At 61.2% G+C, this 21,268-nt stretch carries 19 protein-coding genes; 13 read left to right on the top strand and 6 right to left on the bottom strand.

From position 1 onward, the window contains the following. Nucleotides 1-63 precede the first annotated feature (63 nt). The 5 genes from phnR (at nucleotide 64) to QMZ29_RS05340 (ending at nucleotide 4,772) form a co-directional block, all read left to right on the top strand. A complete protein-coding gene (phnR, locus tag QMZ29_RS05360; RefSeq protein ID WP_033633223.1) occupies nucleotides 64-783 on the top strand; it encodes a phosphonate utilization transcriptional regulator PhnR in 720 nt (239 codons plus the stop codon). Between the two features lie 174 nt (nucleotides 784-957). Further along, on the top strand, nucleotides 958-1,968 hold the full coding sequence (locus tag QMZ29_RS05355; protein WP_049205185.1) for a 2-aminoethylphosphonate ABC transporter substrate-binding protein: 1,011 nt from the start codon (nucleotides 958-960) through the stop codon (nucleotides 1,966-1,968). Between the two features lie 2 nt (nucleotides 1,969-1,970). Continuing rightward, nucleotides 1,971-3,101: a 2-aminoethylphosphonate ABC transport system ATP-binding subunit PhnT gene (phnT, locus tag QMZ29_RS05350; protein ID WP_375547451.1), complete on the top strand. Its 1,131-nt coding sequence runs from the start codon at nucleotides 1,971-1,973 to the stop codon at nucleotides 3,099-3,101. Between the two features lies 1 nt (nucleotide 3,102). Next, nucleotides 3,103-3,966 carry a 2-aminoethylphosphonate ABC transporter permease subunit gene (gene phnU / locus QMZ29_RS05345; RefSeq protein ID WP_261425712.1) on the top strand — a complete coding sequence of 288 codons (864 nt, stop codon included), beginning with the start codon at nucleotides 3,103-3,105 and terminating at the stop codon, nucleotides 3,964-3,966. 2 nt (nucleotides 3,967-3,968) lie between these two features. Continuing rightward, on the top strand, nucleotides 3,969-4,772 hold the full coding sequence (locus tag QMZ29_RS05340; RefSeq protein WP_261425711.1) for an ABC transporter permease: 804 nt from the start codon (nucleotides 3,969-3,971) through the stop codon (nucleotides 4,770-4,772). A gap of 46 nt (nucleotides 4,773-4,818) precedes the next feature. Here the strand turns inward: QMZ29_RS05340 and kdgR are convergent, their stop codons facing one another. After that, nucleotides 4,819-5,610, bottom strand: a complete 792-nt coding sequence (kdgR, locus tag QMZ29_RS05335; RefSeq protein ID WP_025302591.1) for a DNA-binding transcriptional regulator KdgR — start codon at nucleotides 5,608-5,610, stop codon at nucleotides 4,819-4,821. Nucleotides 5,611-5,841: 231 nt separating this feature from the next. Between kdgR and QMZ29_RS05330 the strand changes: the two genes are divergently transcribed. Next, complete coding sequence (locus QMZ29_RS05330) at nucleotides 5,842-7,236, top strand: MFS transporter (protein WP_025302590.1); 1,395 nt, start codon at nucleotides 5,842-5,844, stop codon at nucleotides 7,234-7,236. A 114-nt stretch (nucleotides 7,237-7,350) separates the two neighbouring features. Here QMZ29_RS05330 and QMZ29_RS05325 read toward each other — a convergent pair whose 3' ends face one another. The 5 genes from QMZ29_RS05325 to msrC form a co-directional block, all read right to left on the bottom strand. Continuing rightward, the gene (locus QMZ29_RS05325) at nucleotides 7,351-8,058 is read right to left on the bottom strand and encodes a hypothetical protein (RefSeq protein WP_147823415.1); all 708 of its coding nucleotides are present in this window, start codon (nucleotides 8,056-8,058) and stop codon (nucleotides 7,351-7,353) included. Nucleotides 8,059-8,394: 336 nt separating this feature from the next. After that, nucleotides 8,395-9,279 carry a protease HtpX gene (gene htpX / locus QMZ29_RS05320; protein WP_016927998.1) on the bottom strand — a complete coding sequence of 295 codons (885 nt, stop codon included), beginning with the start codon at nucleotides 9,277-9,279 and terminating at the stop codon, nucleotides 8,395-8,397. A gap of 309 nt (nucleotides 9,280-9,588) precedes the next feature. After that, nucleotides 9,589-11,637, bottom strand: a complete 2,049-nt coding sequence (gene prc, locus QMZ29_RS05315; RefSeq protein WP_147823414.1) for a carboxy terminal-processing peptidase — start codon at nucleotides 11,635-11,637, stop codon at nucleotides 9,589-9,591. Between the two features lie 19 nt (nucleotides 11,638-11,656). Further along, nucleotides 11,657-12,367 carry an RNA chaperone ProQ gene (proQ, locus tag QMZ29_RS05310; protein WP_004931497.1) on the bottom strand — a complete coding sequence of 237 codons (711 nt, stop codon included), beginning with the start codon at nucleotides 12,365-12,367 and terminating at the stop codon, nucleotides 11,657-11,659. A 96-nt stretch (nucleotides 12,368-12,463) separates the two neighbouring features. Then, on the bottom strand, nucleotides 12,464-12,961 hold the full coding sequence (gene msrC / locus QMZ29_RS05305; RefSeq protein WP_261425707.1) for a free L-methionine (R)-S-oxide reductase MsrC: 498 nt from the start codon (nucleotides 12,959-12,961) through the stop codon (nucleotides 12,464-12,466). Nucleotides 12,962-13,216: 255 nt separating this feature from the next. Between msrC and yebS the strand changes: the two genes are divergently transcribed. The 7 genes from yebS to QMZ29_RS05270 all read left to right on the top strand — a co-directional run bounded on the left by yebS (nucleotide 13,217) and on the right by QMZ29_RS05270 (nucleotide 21,267). Further along, the gene (gene yebS / locus QMZ29_RS05300) at nucleotides 13,217-14,464 is read left to right on the top strand and encodes a membrane integrity lipid transport subunit YebS (RefSeq protein ID WP_025302586.1); all 1,248 of its coding nucleotides are present in this window, start codon (nucleotides 13,217-13,219) and stop codon (nucleotides 14,462-14,464) included. Then, complete coding sequence (locus QMZ29_RS05295; RefSeq protein WP_197769377.1) at nucleotides 14,433-17,063, top strand: PqiB family protein; 2,631 nt, start codon at nucleotides 14,433-14,435, stop codon at nucleotides 17,061-17,063. The genes yebS and QMZ29_RS05295 overlap by 32 nt, the downstream gene beginning before the upstream one ends. Nucleotides 17,064-17,225: 162 nt before the next feature. Then, nucleotides 17,226-18,602: a 16S rRNA (cytosine(1407)-C(5))-methyltransferase RsmF gene (gene rsmF / locus QMZ29_RS05290; protein ID WP_269154077.1), complete on the top strand. Its 1,377-nt coding sequence runs from the start codon at nucleotides 17,226-17,228 to the stop codon at nucleotides 18,600-18,602. Between the two features lie 275 nt (nucleotides 18,603-18,877). Continuing rightward, a complete protein-coding gene (locus QMZ29_RS05285) occupies nucleotides 18,878-19,417 on the top strand; it encodes a Csu type fimbrial protein (protein WP_016928005.1) in 540 nt (179 codons plus the stop codon). A 2-nt stretch (nucleotides 19,418-19,419) separates the two neighbouring features. After that, on the top strand, nucleotides 19,420-19,923 hold the full coding sequence (locus tag QMZ29_RS05280) for a Csu type fimbrial protein (protein WP_025302583.1): 504 nt from the start codon (nucleotides 19,420-19,422) through the stop codon (nucleotides 19,921-19,923). A 5-nt stretch (nucleotides 19,924-19,928) separates the two neighbouring features. Next, entirely contained in the window at nucleotides 19,929-20,477 is a 549-nt protein-coding gene (locus QMZ29_RS05275) for a Csu type fimbrial protein (protein WP_086013591.1), read from the top strand. A gap of 25 nt (nucleotides 20,478-20,502) precedes the next feature. Next, the gene (locus QMZ29_RS05270) at nucleotides 20,503-21,267 is read left to right on the top strand and encodes a fimbrial biogenesis chaperone (protein WP_025302581.1); all 765 of its coding nucleotides are present in this window, start codon (nucleotides 20,503-20,505) and stop codon (nucleotides 21,265-21,267) included. Nucleotide 21,268: the final 1 nt, after the last annotated feature.

The raw sequence follows: 21,268 nt of genomic DNA, 5'->3' as shown, positions 1-21,268 counted from the left end.
TTCATCTGGCTATGTATAATAAGCGCGTGCCGGAATGTCGGGCCGATGCCATAGCGAGATGAAATGAAAGAACATCAGGGCGATATGCCCCATTACCTGCAGATCAAGGATCAGCTTCAGGCGCGCATCACCCGCGGCGCGCTGCAGGCGGGCGACAAGCTGCCTTCGGAGCGCGAGCTGTGCGCCATCTTCTCTACCACCCGCGTTACCATTCGCGAGAGCCTGGCGCAGCTGGAAGCCACCGGCGCCATCTACCGCGCCGATCGCCGCGGCTGGTTCGTCACGCCGGAACGGCTGTGGCTGGATCCGACGCAGAACACCAACTTCCACCGCCTCTGCCAGGAGCAAGGGCGCACGCCGCGTACCGCGCTGCTGTCCGGCGAAAAAACCACGGTGCCGCTCGACGTGATGCAGCCGCTGGCGCTCGAGCCGTTCGATCAGGTGTATCTGCTGCGCCGCGTTCGCTATGCCGACGGCCGCGCCATCTGCTATTGCGAGAACCACTGCCTGCCGCAGCGGGTGCCGGAACTGCTCCGCCACGATCTCAACGGCAGCTTGACCGAGGTTTATCAGCAGCATTACGATTTGATTTACAGCAACATGCACCTGTCGTTCTACCCGACCGCCCTGCCTTACCGCGCCGCCAACGCGCTCGGCGCCATGGTCGGCCTGCCCGCCTTATTGCTGCGCCGCTTGAATTACGATCAGCACGGCCGCATTCTCGATTTCGATATCGAATACTGGCGCCACGACAGCCTGCGCATCGAGGTCGATACGCTTTAATCTCCTGAATATCGGGGCTGCGCCTGCCGCCCCCTTTTCTCTCCCACGCCCAATCCCCGTTGCCGGTAAATATATTTTTCCGCTTTCATTTGTTTGTCATATTCGCCGATTAGCTTGGCCGCATATCTGGTGTATACCAGTTTCGCATTAACCCGCAACAGTGAGGCTGAAGCTATGAAACTTTCTCGTCTGGTCGTGATGACCGCCATCGCACTCGGCTCCGCGCCGGCCTGGGCCGCCGATGCGGTGGTGACCGTCTACTCCGCCGATGGCCTGCACGACGGCGATCACAGCTGGTATCAAACCCAGTTTGACGCCTTCACTCAGGCAACCGGGGTCAAGGTGCAGTACGTCGAAGGCGGTTCCGGCGCCATCGTCGAGCGGCTGTCGAAAGAGCGCAGCAACCCGCAGGCCGACGTGCTGGTGACGCTGCCACCGTTCATCCAGCGCGCCGCCGCGGAAAAACTGCTGCAGGACTTCACCCCGCAGGATGCGGCGCAGATCGCCAACGCCCAGCCGCAGTTCGTGCCGCTGGTGAACAACTACCTGAGCTTCATCTATAACGCCAAACTGCTGCCGCAGGCGCCCGCCAGCTACCAACAGCTGTTGGACGCGCAGTTCCGCAACAAGCTGCAGTACTCCACGCCGGGCCAGGCGGGTGACGGTACCGCGGTGATGCTGCAGGCGTTCCACAGCTTCGGCAGCAAAGACGCCGGTTTCGACTACCTCGGCAAGCTGCAAAGCAACAACGTCGGCCCTTCGGCCTCCACCGGCAAGCTGACCGCGCTGGTCAATAAAGGGGAGCTGCTGGTGGCCAACGGCGATCTGCAGATGAACCTAGCGCAGATGCGCAGCAACCCGAACGTGAAGGTGTTCTGGCCGGCCGGGCCGGACGGCAAGCGCAGCACGCTGGTGCTGCCTTACTATGTCGGCCTGGTGCAAGGCGCGCCGCAAAGCGCCAACGGCAAAAAGCTGATCGACTTCCTGCTGAGCAAAGAAGCGCAAAGCAGCGTCAGCGCCATTTCCTACGGTATGCCGGTGCGTAAGGACGTCACCCCGACCGACGATAACTTCAAGCAGTCGCAGGCGGCGCTGAAAGGCGTGGACATCTGGGCGCCGGACTGGAATCAGGTGGTAAGCAGCCTGTCCGCCGATATCTCCCGCTGGCACCAGGTGACCGAATGACGCTGACGATGCCTTCTACCCTCTCTTCCCGCGCCGAGGCGCGGGATCGCAGCCAGGACATCGCCGGGCCGTCGGGCATTCAGCTCGACCGCGTCAGCGTGTCGTATCGCGGCACCGAGGTGCTGAAACCCCTGACGCTCACCATCGCCCCCGGCGAAGTGCTGGCGCTGATCGGCCCCTCAGGCTCGGGCAAAACCACCGTGCTGCGGGCCATTGCCGGATTCGTGCAGCCGTCCGCCGGGCGTATTGCCATCGGTGACGTCGATGTCACCGACGTGCCGCCTTATGAGCGCGGCCTGGGCATGGTGGTACAGAACTACGCGCTGTTTCCGCATATGCGCGTCGAAGACAATGTGGCGTTCGGCCTGCGCGCGCAAGGCAAGCCGCGCGGCCTCACCGCCGAGCGCGTCGAAGAAGCGCTGGCCATCGTCGGCATGTCCGCCTACGCCAAGCGCTATCCCAGCCAGCTTTCCGGCGGCCAGCAGCAGCGGGTGGCAATCGCTCGCGCCATCGCGGTGCGCCCCAAAGTGCTGTTACTGGATGAGCCGCTGTCGGCGTTGGACGCGCAAATTCGCCACAGCATGGTGGAAGAGATCGCCCGCCTGCACCGCGAGCTCCCAGAGCTGACCATCCTGTACGTCACCCACGATCAGGGCGAAGCGCTGACGCTGGCGGACAAGATCGGCATCATGCGCGACGGCCACCTGATCGCCCACGGCGAGACCCGCGCGCTTTACCATCATCCCACGAACCGCTTCGCCGCCGAGTTCCTCGGCCGCGCCAACCTGCTGCCAGCCACCGCGCTGGAGACCACTACCGGGCAAGGCATGACCACCGTCAGCTGCGCCGGCAAAGTGATCGGCTGTTTCACCTACGGCGCACAACGCGGCTTCGACAAGCTGCTGTGCATCCGGCCGCAGCATATTGCGCTCGATGCCGACGCCCAGCGCAGCAACAGCCTCATCGGCACGCTGCGCGATATTCACTGGCAGGGGGAACTGACGCACCTGCAGTTCGACGTTCAAGGCCATCCTCTGCGCGTGGTCACCACCCATCGCAGCCGGATGCCGCAGATCGGCGAACGCGTGCCGCTCTATTTCGCCCCCGACGATGCGGTACTGATCGAGGACTGACATGATCGACTCTACGCTTATTCGCCCGGCCCTGCGGCTGCGTTTCCCACGCCGCCTGTGGATCCTGCTGCCGCTGCTGGTGCTGGCGACGCTGTTTTTCTACCCGTTGGCGCTGATCGTCAAACAGGCATTTACCGACGAGCAGGGGCTGTTCAGCGCCGCCGCGCTGCAGCAGGTGTTCGAATCCCGACGCTTTGTCGGCGCCCTGCTCAACACGCTGCAGATTGCGCTACTGGCGACGCTGGGCTGCCTGGTGCTCGGCACCCTGCTGTCGCTGCTGCTGGTGTTCACGCCGTTCCCCGGCAGCCGACCGATCGCCCGGGTGATCGATACCTTTATCGCCATGCCGACCTTCCTGATCACGCTGGCCTTCACCTTTATCTACGGCTCCGCCGGCCTGCTGAACGGCACGCTGATGGCGACCTTCGGTTTCACCCTGCCGCCGGTAGACTTTCTTTACTCCATCTGGGGGGTGATCCTGGCGGAAATCACCGTGTTTACGCCGCTGGTGATGCGCCCGCTGATGGCGGCATTGTCGCAGATCGATCGCAGCCAGCTCGAGGCCGCCAGCATTCTCGGCGCCCGGCCGGGGCGCGTGGTGCGCCAGGTGATTTTGCCGGCCGCGCTGCCGGCCTTGCTGGCCGGCGGCAGCCTGTGCCTGTTGTTGACCACCAATGAGTTCGGCATCGTGCTGTTTATCGGCGCCAAGGGCGTCACCACGCTGCCGATGATGGTCTACTCCAAAGCGATTCTGGAGTCGGATTACGCCGTCGCCTGCACGATCGCCGTCGTGAATATCGCGCTATCGCTCGGGCTGTTCTCCCTTTACCGCTACGCCGCGGCGCGCGCCGGGCTGAGGAACTGACAATGTTGATTTGGTCCCGCACCGGACGCACCCTGACCTGCACGTTGACGATCACGCTGTTCGCCCTGTTCTTCTGCCTGCCGCTGGCGGTGATCCTGATGTCCAGCCTCAGTGAGCAGTGGAACGGCGTGCTGCCGAGCGGTTTCACCCTCAACCACTTCCGCCAAGCGTTCAGCGGCGCCTCCTGGGACGCGCTGGTCGCCAGCCTGGCTATCGGTTTCAGCGCCAGCCTGTTCGCGCTGCTGTGCGGTACCTGGGCGGCGTTGGCGCTGCGCCACGTGCCTGAACGCGGCCGACAGCTGCTGGGCACGCTGTTTTTCATTCCCAGCGCGGTGCCTTCGGTCTCTATCGGTTTGGGGATGCTGGTGGCGTTCAGCCAGGGGCCGCTGCAGATGAACGGCACCTTCCTGATCGTGCCCGCCGCTCACTTCGTGCTGATTTCCGCCTTTACCTTCGGCAACGTGATGGCCGGGTTGATCCGGCTACCTGGCGACTACGAGAACGTCGCCGCCAGCCTGGGCGCGTCGCCGCTGTTTCGCCTGCGCCACGTCACCCTGCCGATGATCGCCCCCTATATGATCTCCGCCTTCGCGCTCAGCCTGTCGCTGTCGATGGGGGAGCTGGGCGCGACCATGATGATCTACCCGCCGAGTTGGGCGACGCTGCCGGTCACCGTTTTTAGCCTGACCGATCGCGGCAGCATCGCCAACGGCGCGACGCTGACCATGATCCTGGTGGCGGCCACGCTGTTGCTGATGTTAGTACTGGAGCGGATTGCTCAGCGGCTGACGCCGGGCGCAAAATAGCAACAAGGCGCTGCCATGGCGGCGCCTTGTTCTTCGAAGCGAAGGGTCAGAACGGGTAGTCGTGATAGCCCTGCTGTTCGGAAATGCGTCGGGCGGCGACGTGCAGCAACGCCACATACTCCTCCCGCGCCGCTTCGGAAAAGCGCAGCGTCGGGAAAGAGATGCTCAGCCCGGCGATCGCTACCCCGAACCTGTCAAAGACCGGTACCGCGATGCAGCGGATCCCCGCTTCTTGCTCTTCGGCATCTTCGCCGTATCCCTGCGCTCGAACCCGATCCAGCACCGGCAACAGTTCGGCGGCGCTGGCCAACGTATGTTCGGTGCTGCGGGTAAACTCAATCTGCGACAGGATCTGCGCCACCTCATCCCGCTCGCGCCAGGCCAGCAGCACTTTACCGATGGCGGTGCTGTGCAGCGGGTTGCGGCGACCGATGCGCGAATACATACGCAGGTTATACATCGCGTCGATCTTGTGGATGTAGACGATGCCATCTTCGTCCAGAGCGCCGAGGTGGATGGTCTCGCGGGTAAGATTCGACAATTCGCGCATCTGCACGTCGGCGCTGCGGATCAGATCGACGTTCTGCAACGATTTGGCGCCCAGCTCGAACAGCTTGAGCGTCAGCGCATACTTTTCCGTCTCGCCCTCCTGTGAAACGTAGCCCAGCGCTTTCATGGTCTGCAGAAAACGGTAGACAGTGCTTTTAGACATCATCACCCGCTGGGACAGTTCGGTAATGCCAATCTCGCGCTCATCGCCGAGCGCCTGCAAAATGCCGAACACTTTCATCACGGATGAGACGGCATCCGGTTGCTTGTCTGAATCTGCGTTAGCCATGGTGCATACCCTACTTAACGGTTTTGTTTCAGGAAATTTAAACAAGGGTTTCAGTATAATCGGAACAGATCGCAGCGCGCAACGCAGCTGAGCGCTAAGCAATTGAAGCCAAATGGATAACCGTTGGCCCGCTCACCGCCGTTTACAATTAAGCGGACAAGGGGCATGCAATCACAGGCGAATATGATTAGCATGATAATACTCCCCTGAATAAATACCGCTGAGACCAACATGCGTCCTTGTTCCGACGGCCTCCCCGTCCCGCAACGCTATGGGGCGATCCTCGCCATCGCCCTCGGCATTACCGTATCCGTGCTCGACGGCGCGATAGCCAACGTGGCGCTGCCCACCATCGCTCGCGATCTCAACGCCAGCCCGGCCAGTTCCATTTGGGTGGTCAACGCCTATCAGTTGGCGATCACCGTCTCTCTGCTGTCGCTGGCGTCGCTCGGCGATCTGGTCGGCTACCGCCGTATCTACCAGGCCGGGTTGCTGGTGTTCAGCATCACCTCACTGTTCTGCGCCCTGTCCGACTCGCTGCTCACGCTGACCATCGCCCGCGTGCTGCAAGGCTTTGGCGCCGCCGCTATCATGAGCGTCAACACCGCGCTGATCCGCATCATCTACCCGCAGCGTTTTCTCGGCCGCGGCATGGGCATCAACTCGCTGATCGTCGCCTGCTCCTCGGCGGCCGGGCCGACGGTGGCGGCGGCGATCCTGTCGGTCGCATCCTGGCAATGGCTGTTCGCCATCAACCTGCCGATCGGCATCGTCGCGCTGCTGCTGGGGATGAAATTCCTGCCGGCCAACGGCCAAAAAAGCGATAACCGCCGTTTCGATCCCACCAGCGCCGTGCTGAACGCGCTGACCTTCGGCCTGCTGATCACCGCCATCAGCGGCTTCGCCCAGGGCCAGAGCCTGACGCTGATCTTCAGCGAGATCGCCGCGCTGCTGGCGATTGGCGCGGTGTTCGTGCGCCGTCAGTTACGCCAGGAATTCCCTCTGCTGCCCGTCGACCTGCTGCGCATCCCGATCTTCGCCCTGTCGATGGGCACCTCAATCTGTTCGTTCGCCGCGCAAATGCTGGCGATGGTGTCGTTGCCGTTCTTCCTGCAAAGTGCATTGGGCCGCGACGAGGTGGCGACCGGGCTACTGCTGACGCCGTGGCCGCTGGCGATCGTGGTGATGGCGCCGATCGCCGGCCGGCTGGTGGAGCGCGTGCACGCCGGCCTGCTGGGCTGCATTGGGCTGGCGGTGTTCGCGCTCGGACTGTTCTCTCTGGCGCTGCTGCCGGCGGCGCCGTCGAATATGGACATCATCTGGCGCATGATACTGTGCGGCGCCGGTTTCGGCCTGTTCCAGTCGCCCAACAACCACACCATCATCTCCGCCGCGCCGCGCAACCGCAGCGGCGGCGCCAGCGGCATGCTGGGCACCGCGCGCCTGCTGGGGCAAACCTCGGGGGCTGCGCTGGTGGCGCTGATGTTCAACCTGTTCCCCACATCCGGCACCCACGCTTCACTGATCCTGGCTGGGGTGTTCGCCACCCTGGCGGCGGCCGTCAGCAGCCTGCGCATCACCCAATCGACGGCGCAAGCGGCGCAGCCGAGCCGCGAGGTGAAATAGCGGGCATAAACGAGCCGGGCTCCCATCGATTGTAAAACCGACGGGGCCAGCACTGACGGCCGGCCTGAGCCGGGCCGCGTCGGATGCAATGCCGTGAGCATTGCAGGCCAGGCGTCAGTCTCCGTGCCTCAAGGGGCTTCGGCCTTGTCGTAAACAGGCTAAATAGGCGTCGTCATCCGGATACCAGCCAACAATGCGTTGGCCGTCGTGATCCATCCCCTCGAAGGCTTTCAGTAGGCCGGGGGTGAACATGCGCTTTATCAGATCTTCGGACTGCGCGCTGTCGATTCGACAGTCACAGCGCGTCTCTCCGTCAACCTGAACGAAGTTCTGCAACGAAGCGAGACATCGCGCGTCGAGGTCGCCATGGACATGGATAAACTCCCCCGTTTCTACCAGGGTGAGCGCGGTCAGGTCTCCCCCTACCACGAACGCGCCGTCGTTTCCTGAGCTGCAATAGGCATGGCGTATGCGGACATCGTCACGCACGACCAGTCCGCCCCAGCAAATCAGCGTATCCGCCTGCAGCCGCCCCAGCACGACAATGCCGCCGTCCTCTCGCTGCGGTGACACCGCCAGGCATCCCTCCACGAGCACATCGCCGTCCACGATCAGGTAATCGTAATCGTGGCCGTCGTGCTCGTCGGGGAAAAACGCCGGCTGGCGCAGATCGCCTGAATGCCAGCGAATAGCCGGCGGTTCATCATCGTCATCATGCCGGTTCAACAATTCCGCAACCGCATCGGCGACACCGCCAGCCAATGCGGCCAGGCGCGCCGACACCTCATCACCGTTGAGTAAGGGAAGGTGGTTGATTTTCATAGGGCCTCAGGGACAAATGTCATTGTGCCAAAGCATATAACATGCGCTTCCAAAGCCAAACAGGCGGTCGTGACCGGGCCCGATGCGGCTTGCCCTCTCACCGGGTGATCTGGCACCGCGCCAGCCCAGGCTGAGAGGCCGAAAGACGCTGTTTGCAGGTGGGATTCAGGGACTTCGGGCGCTGCTGCAGGGCATTTACGCCCGCAAACTTTGGTAAAGCGCTTTACCCCATTCATCGCCGAATTTCATTGCTGAATCCGCCGCCGCTGAAAAAGCGGTTCAGGCATGCCATAAAAAAACCCCGGCAAGCCGGGGTTTTTCCTTTCATTCAGCCGATTACTTCAGGTACTGGCCGGAACGCAGCGCTTCGATACGCTTGTCGAGCGGCGGGTGCGACATGAACAGCTCGCTGAACGACTTGGATTTGCCGTTGATGCAGAACGCCATCATGCTGCCCGCTTCCTGCGGTTCGTAGCTGGTTTTCAGGCGCTGCAAGGCGGCGATCATCTTCTCGCGGCCTACCAGTTTGGCAGAGCCTGCGTCGGCATAGAACTCGCGGTGACGCGAGAACCACATGGTGATGATGCTCGCCAGGATGCCGAACACCAGTTCCAGCACCATCGACACGGCGAAGTAAATCATCGGGTTGCCGTTGCCTTCCCCTTCGCCATCACCGTCGCGGTTGCCGAGGAAACCGGCGGCGACCTGCGCGATCAGGCGTGAAATGAAGATGACAAAGGTGTTCACAATGCCCTGAATCAGGGTCATGGTCACCATATCGCCGTTGGCGACGTGGCTGATTTCGTGCGCGATGACTGCTTCCGCTTCGTCGCGGCTCATGCTCTGCAGCAGGCCGGTGCTGACGGCGACCAGCGAGGCGTCGCGGCGTGCACCGGTAGCGAAGGCGTTGATGTCCGGCGCGTGGTAGATAGCGACCTGCGGCATGGCGATGCCCGCCTGCTGCGACTGACGGCGTACCGTTTCCAGCAGCCAGTTTTCTGTTTCGTTACGCGGTTGTTCAATCACTTCCCCGCCGACGGAGCGCAGCGCCATCCACTTGGACATCAGCAACGACACGAAAGCGCCGCCGAAGCCGAACAGACCGGCCATGATCATCAGGCCCTGAACGCTACTGGATTGGATTCCTGTCAGGCTGAGCACCAGCCCGAAAACCAACATCACCGCCAGGTTGGTGAGCAGGAACAGAGCTATACGCATCATAAATTGTTTACTTCCTCATAAATGTTAACAAAACGCTGTCTAAGATACCCTAGATCGTATGGGCATTCGTCACAGTTTCAAGAGTCGCGCGTCATTAACCTACTAAAAATACGAAACTTTACAAAAACGGCACGCGACCGGGATTTGGCAAATTGTAAACGATTGTTGCGTAAGGCGTAGGGTTTTTTACCCTAAATTTGTCAGGCGATGCATCAGCCCACCTCCCTTCACCCTGCTGGGAAGCCGGCTTTCGCGTCGCCATAAAAAAACGCACCCGAGGGTGCGTTTTTCATCCTGCCGTACGCGGCCTTATTTGGCCGGCGTTGGCTGCTGAGCGGGCTGATCTTTTTCCAGATGAGCCAGGTCCAGCGCGATATGCACGGATTCATCCAGGTACGGATCCGGCTCCTGGTAATCCTTCGGCAGATCGTCGAGCGATTTCAGCGGCTTCTTGCCCGCACGTTCCAGACGCTCGTTGATGCGTTTCAGACGGGTCGCGTCGTCATCGTGGTTCTCTTTCTCGCGCACCGCCAGATTGAGGGACACGATGTTGCGTTTATCCTTCAGCGCCTTGTAATGCGCGATATCCTGCGCGATGTACTGGAACTCTGGATTTTGCGCAATGCGCTGCTGGTGATCTTTCAGCAGCTCCGGCTCGAACGGCGCCATATCGCCTGTCTTGCTGTAGGTCGCCGCGTTGATGCTGTCCCACGGCATAGCGTTGTCTTCAAACGCTTCGCCGGTTTCCGCCGGATCGACGCCGGTCGGCATCAGAATGTCCGGCGTCACGCCCTTGCGCTGGGTACTGCCGCCATTGACGCGGTAGAACTTCTGAATGGTGTACTGCACCGAGCCAAGCGCTGGCCACTCAGGGCGCAGCATCTGGTCGTAGATGCGGTTCAGCGAACGGTACTGCTGCACGGTGCCTTTACCGAAGGTCGGTTCGCCGACGATCAGCGCACGGCCGTAATCCTGCATTGCCGCCGCGAAGATCTCGGAGGCGGAGGCGCTGAAGCGATCGACCAGCACCACCAGCGGGCCTTTGTAGTAGGTCACGCCGTCGGTGTCGGCGTCTTCACGCACTTTGCCGTTGTTGTCGCGCACCTGCACCACCGGGCCGCTCGGAATGAACAGGCCGGACAGCGACACCGCTTCAGTCAGCGCGCCGCCGCCGTTGGTGCGCAGATCGATGATCACGCTCTTGACGTTCTGCTTGGCCATCTTCTGCAGCTGCACTTTCACGTCATCGGTCAGACCGACGTAGAAGCCAGGGATGTCGAACACCGCCACCTTCTCTTTGCCGACGGTCTTGATGGTCATTTTCACCGCGCGGTCTTCCAGGCGAATACGCTCGCGGGTCAAGGTGACCACGCGGGTTTTGGTGCCCTTGCCGGCCGGCAGGACTTCCAGGCGCACCTTGCTGCCCTTCGGCCCTTTGATCAACGACACCACGTCGTCCAGACGCCAACCGATCACGTCCACCATCGGTTTGCCGGCCTGGCCGACGCCGACGATGCGATCGCCTACGGTGATCGCCTTGCTCTTCGCCGCCGGTCCGCCCGGCACCATCGAGTTGATCAGGGTGTAGTCGTCATCCATCTGCAGCACCGCGCCGATGCCTTCCAGCGACAGGCTCATCTCGGTGTTGAACTGCTCGGTGTTGCGCGGAGACAGATAGTTGGTGTGCGGGTCGATTTCATGCGCAAAGGCATTCATCGCCAGCTGGAAGACGTCTTCGCTGTTGCTTTGCGTCAGGCGCTTGATGGCGAACTGATAACGCTTGGTCAGCGTGTCGCGGATTTCTTTGTCGGTCTTGCCGGTCAGCTTGAGGTTCAGCTCGTCATACGTGACTTTCGCATCCCACAGGCTATCCAGCTCGGCCTTGTCTTTCGGCCACGGCGCTTTGCTGCGGTCGAGATCGATAGTGCCGTTGCCGGTGAAGTTCATCGGCTTGTCCAGCAACGACAACGCATAGGTGTAACGCTCAAAGCGGCGTTTCTGCGCCAGATTGAACAGCGCGTAGAAGGTGTCCAGCTTGCCGGTTTTCAGCTCTTCGCCAACCTGATTGCGTTTGCCGGCGAACTGCGCCACGTCGGAGGCCAGCAGCACGTTATGGTTGTAGTCCAGCATGTTCAGGTAGCGATCGAAGATCTTGCCTGAAAACTCCGCATCGAGGGCGAACTGGCGGTAATGAGAGCGAGTGAAGCGCGAGGTGACGCGCTCACTCACCGTAGCGTGCTGGGGTTCCTGTTGCAGTTGGGGCAGTTGGTCGATGCGGATGTTGGCTGTTTCCGCGCCGTAACTGACACCCGCCCACAGCAGCCCTGCAATCGCTGTTAATCTGACGAATTTGTTCATGCCTGGGTTGGCCTCCGTATCAGAACTGCAAGTGTTCTGCGCGCACAATCATCGCCAGACCGGAAGAGAGCTGCACACGTACGCCATCTTTAGCGATTTCGAGTACGGTAGCATCCATCGCGCTCTTGCCTGCTCTGACTTTGATTTCCTGGCCAATTTGCAGTTTAGAGATATCCGTGACTGGCGCATAACGCGGCTGGCTTTCCTCTTTGGCTGCACGAGGTTGGCGAGCGGGCTGTGGGCGAGTTTGTGGGCGCGGCTTGCGGTTTTCCGGCGCGGCTCCGCCTTCGCGACGCGCAGCGGGCTTTTTACCGGCTGGACGCGGACGGCGCGGAGCGGCATCGGCGGATTCGCCGGCGGCTTCACGTTTTTTGGCGTTTTGTTCGGCACGCTGTGCCTGAACGCGCGCTTTGGCTTCTTCAAGCTGCTGGCGAGCATGATCGACATGCTGCTGCTCAAGTTCACCGCACGGATTGCCGTCCAGATCGACGCGCTGTGCGCCAACCTTGACACCGTACAGATAACGCCAGCTTGAGGTATATAGGCGCAGGGCAGAACGCAATTGCGTTTTGCTGAGATTTTCTTCCCCCTGCACGCGCTCTACCAAATCCTGAAAAATACCGATTTTCAGCGGACGAGCTTCGCCTTCGGCGCTAAAGCAGAGCGGAAAACGCTCGGCAAGAAAAGCAATGACTTCTTTACTAGAGTTCAACTTAGGTTGATTTTCCATGAAATTTCCTGATTACAACGGTATTGCCAACAAGCCACAGGCATGAACAGGCGTCATTATAATGACGCCATCGGTAATTGCCACGTTAACCGTCGATCAACTTGCCGCTACAGTCACATATTTCGCACTGTCACACTGTTCCAGTTGCTCACAAAGCCCCGCCACCACTGCTTTCAGGCCCACTTCATCCTGTTCGTCGAAGCGTTGATAAACCGTGCTGTCGATATCCAAAACGCCGATCGCTCGGCCGCCAACCGCCAGCGGCAGCACGATTTCCGCGTTGCTGGCCGCATCGCAGGCGATATGGCCCGGAAACGCATGCACGTCACCGACGCACTGCACGCGATTTTCCGCCACCGCCGTGCCGCACACGCCCTTGCCCACCGGAATGCGCACGCAGGCAATCTTGCCCTGGAACGGCCCCAGCACCAGCTGGTCGCCCTCCATCAGATAGAAACCGACCCAGTTCACGTCATCCAGACGCTCATTGAGCAACGCGCTGGCGTTGGACAGCGCCGCGATAAAGTTGGTTTCCCCGCCGAGCAACGCGCTCAGGTCACGTTTTAATTCCGCGTAGAATTGTTCTTTTGTCATGTGTTAACCATTGAAACAGTGAAGATGGCCAGAAGCCCAAAGCTTAGGCCCTATAAAATAAGCATTAAATGCGTATAGCCACAAGGTTAATCATCTGTTGCTTCACAAAACCCCGTCGCTCGGGGTATGTTTGCCGCTCAGAATCCCGGTTTACCTCGTTTTACCGTCCGGCGCCCGATCGCCGGTGACGCGGCCGGTTTATTTTTCAGCTACGCTGACACTTCCGGCGGGCTCAAGGGCAGCTACTTGTCAAAAATGAAAATACACGCGATCACCGCTCCCCTTTCCAAAGCGCGTCACCAGCGCTGCTGCGAGTGCGACCTGCTGTTCGTGCTGCCGCCGCTCAGCGGCAATCAGGCCGCCTATTGCCCGCGCTGCAACGCCAAGGTGGTGAACGGCCGCGACTGGTCGATGACGCGTCTGACCGCCATGGCGATCGCCATGCTGCTGCTGATGCCGTTCGCCTTCACCGAACCGCTGATCAGCATTCGTCTGCTCGGCACGCGCATCGACGCCAGTTTGCTGGAGGGCATCTGGCAGATGAGCCGCCAGGGCGATCCGCTCACCGCCAGCATGGTAGCGTTTTGCACCCTCGGCGCCCCGCTGACGCTGGTGCTGTCGCTGCTGTACCTGCGCGTCGGCCATGCGCTCGGCATGAACCTGCGCCCGGTGCTGCTGATGCTGGAGCGGCTCAAAGAGTGGGTAATGCTGGACATTTATCTGATCGGCATGGCGGTGGCGGCGATCAAAGTGCAGGATTACGCCGACATCCAGCCCGGCAGCGCGCTGATCGCTTACCTGTCGCTCACGGTGCTGAGCATCCTGACGCTGATCCACGTCAACCTGGAGCAGCTGTGGGAGCGCTACTATCCGCAGGAACAGCCGGAAGGCCCGCCGACGGCGCTGCACATTTGTCTGTCCTGCCACTATACCGGCTATCCCGACGCGCGCGGCCGCTGCCCGCGTTGCCATGTGCCGATGTGCCATCGCCAGCCCTACAGCCTGCAGAAAACCTGGGCGGCGCTGATCGCCGCGATGATCCTGCTGATACCGGCCAACCTGCTGCCGATTTCCATCATTTACGCCAACGGCACGCGGCTGGAAGACACCATTTTCTCCGGCGTGGTCTCATTGGCCACCTCCGGCAACGTGCCGATCGCCGCTATCGTGTTCATCGCCAGCGTGCTAGTGCCCTTCACCAAGGTGATCGTGCTGATCATGCTGTTGCTGAGCATCCACTTCAAAACCTCGCACAGCCTGAAAACGCGCATTCGTCTGCTGCGCCTGGTCACCTGGATCGGCCGTTGGTCGATGCTCGATCTGTTCGTTATCGCCTTGATGATGTCGCTGGTAAATCGCGATCAACTGTTATCTTTTACTATGGGACCGGCCGCGTTTTACTTTGGCTCGGCGGTCATTTTGACTATTCTTGCCGTTGAATGGCTCGATAGCCGATTGATTTGGGATGCACATGCAACAGGAAACGCCGACTACACCGACTGAAGCGCGGGTCAAGAACAAACGCCGCATTTCACCGTTCTGGTTACTGCCGTTCATCGCCCTGCTGATCGCCGGGTGGCTGGTCTATAACAATTTCCAGGAGCGCGGCACCACCGTCACCATCGATTTCCAATCAGCGGCAGGCATCGTCGCCGGCCGCACGCCGGTGCGCTACCAGGGCGTTGATGTCGGCACGGTGCAAAAAATCAGCCTGAGCAAAGATTTACGCAGCATCGTGGTGGAAGCCAGCATCAAAAGCGATCTGGAAGACTCGCTGCGCGAAGGCACCCAGTTCTGGCTAGTGACGCCCAAGGCCTCGCTGGCCGGGGTATCCGGGCTCGATGCGCTGGTCGGCGGTAACTATATCGGCATGATGCCCGGCAGCGGCAAGGAGCAAACCCACTTCACCGCGCTCGATACCCAGCCGAAGTACCGCCTGAACACCGGCGAACTGATGATTCACCTGCATGCCGAGGACCTGGGTTCGCTCAACAGCGGCTCGCTGGTCTATTACCGTAAAATCCCGGTCGGCAAGGTGTATGACTACACCATCAGCGAAGGCAACAAGGGCGTGACCATCGACGTGCTGATCGACCGCCGCTTCGCCAACCTGGTGAAGAGCAACAGCCGCTTCTGGAATGTCTCCGGCTTCAAGGGCGATTTCAGCCTGTCCGGCGCCACGGTGCAAATGGAGAGCCTGGCGGCGCTGGTCAACGGCGCCATCGCCTTCGATTCGCCGGCCGATGGCCAGCAGGCCAAGGGCGATCAAAGCTATACCCTGTATCCGGATCTGGCCCACAGCCAGCGCGGCGTCAATATTTTGCTGGATCTGCCGAGCGGCAACAGCCTGAGTGAAAACCGCACGCCGCTGATGTACCAGGGACTGCAGGTCGGCACCCTGACCAAGCTGACGTTGCAACAGGACAGCAAAGTCATCGGTGAACTGACCATCGATCCTTCGGTGGTCGATCTGATGCGCAGCGGCACCCGCATCGTGATGCGCAGCCCGCGCATCAGCCTCAACGACGCCAAGCTCAGCCAACTGCTGACCGGCACCACGCTGGAACTGGTGCCGGGTGAAGGCGAACCGCAGCAGCGCTTCAACGTGCTGGACAGCAGCGAAACGCTGTTGCAACAGCCGGGTGTGCTGACCGTCACGCTGAATGCGCCGCAAAGCTACGGCATTGACGTCGGGCAGCCGCTGGTGGTGCACGGCGTGAAAGTCGGCCAAATCCTGAGCCGCACCTTGACCGCCGGCGGCGTGGTGTTCACCGCCGCCATCGACGCGCAGTACCGCGGCCTGCTGCATAAAGACAGCAAATTCGTGGTCAACAGCCGTCTCGACGTCAAGCTGGGCATTGACGGTATGGAAGTGCTCGGCGCCAGCGCCCAGGAATGGGTGGACGGCGGCGTGCGCATTATCCCCGGCAGCAAAGGGGAACCAGGCGGCCAGTACCCGCTGTACGCCAACAGCGAAAAAGCCGAGGAAGGCATCGTCGGCAACGCCCCTTCTACCACCCTGACCCTCAGCGCCACCAGCCTGCCGGACGTGCAGGCCGGCTCGGTGGTGCTGTACCGCAAATTCCAGGTGGGCGAGATCGTCAACGTCCGGCCGAAGGCCAACGAGTTTGAGGTGGACGTCTACATCAGCCCGGAATACCGCAAGTTGCTGACTCGCGAAAGCATCTTCTGGGCCGAAGGCGGCGCCAAAGTGCAGCTCAACGGCAGCGGCCTGACGGTGCAGGCCTCCCCGCTCAACCGCGCGCTGAAAGGCGCCATCAGCTTCGACAACCTGCAGGGCGTGACGCTGAACAAAGGCGCCAACCGCGTGCTCTACGCCAGCGAAACCGCCGCTCGCGCGGTGGGCAGCCAAATCACGCTGAAAACCTACGACGCCAGCAAGCTGTCGGCGGGCATGCCGCTGCGTTACCTCGGCATCGACGTCGGCCAGGTGGAGTCGCTGCAGCTGGCGCCGGAGCGCAACGAAGTGTTGGCTAAAGCGGTGCTGTATCCGGAATACGTGCAGACCTTCGCGCGCCTCGGCAGCCGCTTCTCGATCGTGTCGCCGGAGATCTCCGCCGCCGGCGTCAGCAACCTCGATACCCTGCTCCAGCCTTATATCAACGTGGAGCCGGGGCGCGGCCGCGAGCTGCGCACTTTCGAACTGCAGCAGGCCAGCATCACCGACTCGCGCTATCTCGACGGCCTGAGCGTCGTGCTCGACGCCGCCGAAACCGGCTCGCTGCAGATCGGCACGCCGGTGCTGTTCCGCGGCGTAGAGGTCGGCACCATCACCGGTTTCTACCTTGGCGCCATGTCCGACCGGGTGCACGTTGCGCTGCGCATCAGCAAGAAGTACCAGCATCTGGTGCGCAACAACAGCGTGTTCTGGTTGGCGTCGGGTTACAACCTGCAGTTCGGCCTGACCGGCGGCGTGATCAAGAGCGGCACCTTCCAGCAGTTCATTCGCGGCGGTATCGCCTTCGCCACCCCGCCGACTATTCCGCTGGCGCCGAAAGCCACGCCGAACAAGCACTTCCTGCTGAATCCGGAAGAGCCGAAGGACTGGAAAACCTGGGGCACCGCCATTCCGCGCGATTAACTTTCGCGTTTTCCTCAGGGCCCGGCAATGCCGGGCCCTGTTTTTTTCCGCTTTGTGATAAACTCTCGCCCTTGTCTTTATTGCACCCTGAGAGTTCGCCCCGTGGCCAAATCCACCGCCCTTTTTCTGCCCCCCGCTTTCCTCGACGCCACCCGCGCCATCATGCCCGCCGAGCTGGCGATGGACGATTTTATCGCCGCTTGCCAGCGCCCCCTGCGCCGCAGTCTGCGCGTCAACACGCTGAAAATCAGCGTCGCCGACTTCCTGGCGCTGGTGCAGGATTACGACTGGCGTTTGGAGCCCATTCCCTGGTGCGCGGAAGGGTTCTGGATCGAGCGCGACGATGAAGAGCTGCGATTAGGCAGCGCCGCCGAACACCTGAGCGGTCTGTTCTATATTCAGGAGGCCAGCTCGATGTTGCCGGTCAGCGCGCTGTTCTCGGGCGACGCGGCGCCTACTCGAGTGCTGGACGTGGCGGCGGCGCCGGGCTCCAAAACCACCCAGATCGCCGCGTTGATGGGCAACCAGGGCGGCATCGTCGCCAACGAATACTCCGCCAGCCGGGTGAAAGTGCTGCACGCCAATATCAGCCGCTGCGGCGTGAAGAACACCGCGCTGACCCACTTCGATGGCCGGGTGTTCGGCGCTGCATTGCCGGAGAGTTTCGACGCCATTCTGCTCGACGCCCCCTGTTCCGGCGAAGGTGTGGTGCGCAAGGATCCGGACGCCATGAGCAACTGGTCGCCGGACAGCGTCGCCGAGATCGCCGCCACCCAGCGCGAGCTGATCGACAGCGCGTTTCATGCGCTGGCACCGAGCGGCGTGATGGTTTATTCCACCTGCACGCTCAATGCGCAGGAAAATCAGCAGGTGGTGCGCTGGCTGCTGGATACCTATGGCGACGCAGTCAGCGTCGAGCCGCTGGGTGAGCTGTTCCCCGGCGCCGACAAGGCGTTGACCGCCGAAGGCTTCCTGCACGTCTTCCCGCAGATTTACGACAGCGAAGGGTTTTTCGTCGCCCGCCTGCGTAAAAAACACGCCGTGGCGCCGTTGGCGAAGCCGACCTATAAAGTCGGTAAATTCCCGTTCAGCCCGCTATCCGGCAAAGAGGCGGCGCTGGTCGCCCAAGCCGCCGCCGCATCCGGCTTAACCTGGGGCGATGACAGCCGACTGTGGGAGCGCGACAAGGAAATCTGGCTCTTCCCGGCCGAGCTGGAGCCGCTGTTTGGCAAAGTGCGCTTCTCGCGTATCGGCCTCAAGCTGGCGGAGCGCTTCCCGAAAGGTTTCCGTTGGCAGCACGAAGCGGCGATCGCCCTCGCGGGTGCCGGCGGCAAACAGCATTTCGAGCTGGACGCCGCGCTGGCCCAGGAGTGGTATCACGGCCGCGATCTCTACCCTGAGCAGCCGCCGGCGGGCGACGAGTGCATCGTCACCTATCAGGGGCAACCGCTGGGCATCGCCAAACGCATCGGCAGCCGCATAAAGAATAACCTGCCGCGCGAACTGGTGCGCGACGGCGCGCTGGATTTCCACCTGTAAACGATACCGCGCCGGGGAATGAAATTCCCCGGCAATAAAATAACGCTAATAATATTCCCATCGCCGTTCGTTATTATTCTAATCATTTCACTTTATCGGTATACCTCGCCTACAAGCCCCGTCAACCGGGGGAATGAGAATAAAAAGTTTCTCGTTTTCATCAAGACAATTCCCGATTCTTATTCTATTAATTAAAGTGCAGCTAAATGAATACGTTCAACTCACCTCTGGGTGGCGTCTTTGCGGGCTTTCTCTCATACGGCAAGGAATATAAGATGAAAAAAACTCTGATGGCATTGACCTCGGTAGCAACCCTGCTGTGCGCCAACGGCGCGGCTAACGCAGCAGGCACCATTCAAGGCACGTTAGGCGTGACGCTGACCATCGGCGCCGGTTGCGTCGTGGGGGGCGGCAGCAGCAGCGGTTCCGTCAACGACTTCGGCTCCATCAGCTTCGGTACTTACTCTTCACTGGCCAACATCATCGACGCCAGCGCCACCGGCGCAGGGGGGGCCGGTACGCTGTCATTGACCTGCACTACCGGCACAGACTACACGGTGGCGCTGGACAACGGGCTCCATGTCACTTCAGGCACCCAACGCCGCATGGCCAGCACGGCAGGTGCCTTCATCAGCTATAACCTGTACCAGGATGCCGCACGCACCACCGCCTGGGGCAGCGGCGCCAACGCGCGGACCGGCACCGGCACCGGCGCCGCCGTTCCGCTGATCGTGTATGGCCGCGTCCCGGCGGCCGGTTCTACCCCGGCGGCAGACACCTATAACGACACCGTCACGATGACGGTCACCTGGTAACGGTGCGGCGCGCGCTTTGCTGCTGCGGATTATGGGCGTGCAGCCTGTTGGCGCAGGCCGACAGTAAAACCGCGACCCTCGGCGTCAGCGCGACCTTGCTCAGCGCCTGTGAGGCCGGCAGCAGCTCAGGCGGCAATGTCAGCTTCGGCACGCTGAATTTCGGCACGCTGTATTTTCTCAGCACCGCAACCAGCGTCGCCGGGCAACAAAACGCCGGCGCCATTCGGGTGAAATGCACCAACGGCACCAGCTACAGCGTTCTGCTTGGCGGCGGGCAAAGCGGCAATACCGCTGCCCGCTACCTGCAAAGCGCGGCCGGCCAACGGGTGAATTACAACCTGTATACCAACGCCGCCCACAGCACCATTTGGGATAATCTGACGGGCGTGTCACAAACCGCCAACGGTTCGGACAACTGGCTGCCGGTCTATGGCATGATTCCGGCGCAATCCACACCTCCGACAGGCAGCTACACCGATACGGTACAGGTCACGATCAATTGGTAATGACGATGCGCGCTTCAATTTGCGGTTTGCTGTTCTGCCTGCCGCTTTCCCCGGCCCAAAGCGATACCGGCGTCAACGACTTGACCAAAAGCCAGCCGTTCACCGTCAATGCAACCGTGGTTAAAGGCTGCGTATTGGGCAGCGGCGTCAGTGACGTGACCACCTTCGGCACCCTGAACTTCGGCCAGTTGTCCTCACTGAGCAACGCAGTCAGCGTCGTCTCCAGCAGCGGCGCCGGTTCGGTGCTGTTTCGCTGCAACCCGGGGCTGAGCGTCACGCTGGCCCTCGGCGTCGGCAATCACGTGACCGGATCCATCGCCGGCGGCAGAAAATTACAAAACGCCGTCACGTCGGAAACGCTGCTGTATCAACTTTATCAAGACAGCAACTACGCCACCCTTTGGGGCGATGGCGCTAACGGCGGCGCGGCGCAGACCGTCGCCGCCACCGGTAGCACGCAAGAAATCAAGGTTTACGCCCGTCTGTTTTCGACCAGTACCCTGCCCACCAGTGGCGTTTACAGCGATACGGTCTTGTTGACGGTCACTTATTAAGTTTTTTTGCAATAAGGATTGAGTTATGCGCATACCCTTCCGTCTGCCGTTAACGGCAGCCTTGCTCCTGGCAAGCCAACAGCACGCCCTGGCCGCGGCTTCCATTCTCATTTGGCCGATCGATCCGGTGATTGAAGATCAACAACAGGCCACCGCGCTGTGGCTTGAAAATCGCGACAGCAAACCGGTCTATATGCAAATTCGCGTGTTGGGTTGGAAGCAAACCGCCGGCAAAGACGATTACAGCAACCAAAGCGACGTGATCGCCAGTCCGCCGGTGGCGTCGATCGCGCCAGGCAAACGCCAGCTGATACGCCTGATCAAACAGTCGGCGCCGGCGGCGGGACAGGAGCGCGCCTATCGCATTTTGGTCGATGAAGTGCCGGTGAAAGAACAATCATCGGATGCCGCCCCCGGCGGTGCAGAGATGGGGCTGAAATTCCAGATGCGCTACTCGGTGCCGCTGTTCGTCAGCGGCAAGGGGATTTGGACCAAACAGGACAGTGAAAAACCGCGCGATTACGCGACCGCCAGCCAACCCAAGCTCAGCTATCGTTTACAGCAGCAAAGCAGCGAACGCTGGCTGGAGGTGCGAAATCAAGGCGCAGTGCATGCCCGAATCTCGAAAGTGACGCTGCAAGGGCGCAGCCTAAATCCCGGCCTGATGGGATACGTGCTGCCCGGTTCACAGATGCGCTTCGCTTTGCCGCCCGCCGGCGGTTTCAGCAGCGGCAAGCTGATGGCCACGGTCAATGACAACAAACAGCCCGTAGCCATTCCGTCTTATTGAG

Origin of the sequence: Serratia sp. PF-27, assembly GCF_030053255.1 — a bacterium.
Taxonomy (GTDB): Bacteria; Pseudomonadota; Gammaproteobacteria; order Enterobacterales; family Enterobacteriaceae; genus Serratia; species Serratia bockelmannii.
This window is presented reverse-complemented; position numbering and strand designations above follow the sequence as displayed.

Coding starts and splice junctions, on each gene's coding strand:
- prc (WP_147823414.1), bottom strand. CDS start 11,637: ATGAACAAATTCGTCAGATTAACAGCGATTGCAGGGCTGCTGTGGGCG.
- QMZ29_RS05295 (WP_197769377.1), top strand. CDS start 14,433: ATGCAACAGGAAACGCCGACTACACCGACTGAAGCGCGGGTCAAGAAC.
- phnU (WP_261425712.1), top strand. CDS start 3,103: ATGATCGACTCTACGCTTATTCGCCCGGCCCTGCGGCTGCGTTTCCCA.
- QMZ29_RS05340 (WP_261425711.1), top strand. CDS start 3,969: ATGTTGATTTGGTCCCGCACCGGACGCACCCTGACCTGCACGTTGACG.
- QMZ29_RS05285 (WP_016928005.1), top strand. CDS start 18,878: ATGAAAAAAACTCTGATGGCATTGACCTCGGTAGCAACCCTGCTGTGC.
- msrC (WP_261425707.1), bottom strand. CDS start 12,961: ATGACAAAAGAACAATTCTACGCGGAATTAAAACGTGACCTGAGCGCG.
- QMZ29_RS05270 (WP_025302581.1), top strand. CDS start 20,503: ATGCGCATACCCTTCCGTCTGCCGTTAACGGCAGCCTTGCTCCTGGCA.
- yebS (WP_025302586.1), top strand. CDS start 13,217: ATGAAAATACACGCGATCACCGCTCCCCTTTCCAAAGCGCGTCACCAG.
- proQ (WP_004931497.1), bottom strand. CDS start 12,367: ATGGAAAATCAACCTAAGTTGAACTCTAGTAAAGAAGTCATTGCTTTT.
- QMZ29_RS05330 (WP_025302590.1), top strand. CDS start 5,842: ATGCGTCCTTGTTCCGACGGCCTCCCCGTCCCGCAACGCTATGGGGCG.
- phnR (WP_033633223.1), top strand. CDS start 64: ATGAAAGAACATCAGGGCGATATGCCCCATTACCTGCAGATCAAGGAT.
- QMZ29_RS05325 (WP_147823415.1), bottom strand. CDS start 8,058: ATGAAAATCAACCACCTTCCCTTACTCAACGGTGATGAGGTGTCGGCG.
- kdgR (WP_025302591.1), bottom strand. CDS start 5,610: ATGGCTAACGCAGATTCAGACAAGCAACCGGATGCCGTCTCATCCGTG.
- rsmF (WP_269154077.1), top strand. CDS start 17,226: ATGCCCGCCGAGCTGGCGATGGACGATTTTATCGCCGCTTGCCAGCGC.
- QMZ29_RS05275 (WP_086013591.1), top strand. CDS start 19,929: ATGCGCGCTTCAATTTGCGGTTTGCTGTTCTGCCTGCCGCTTTCCCCG.
- QMZ29_RS05355 (WP_049205185.1), top strand. CDS start 958: ATGAAACTTTCTCGTCTGGTCGTGATGACCGCCATCGCACTCGGCTCC.
- htpX (WP_016927998.1), bottom strand. CDS start 9,279: ATGATGCGTATAGCTCTGTTCCTGCTCACCAACCTGGCGGTGATGTTG.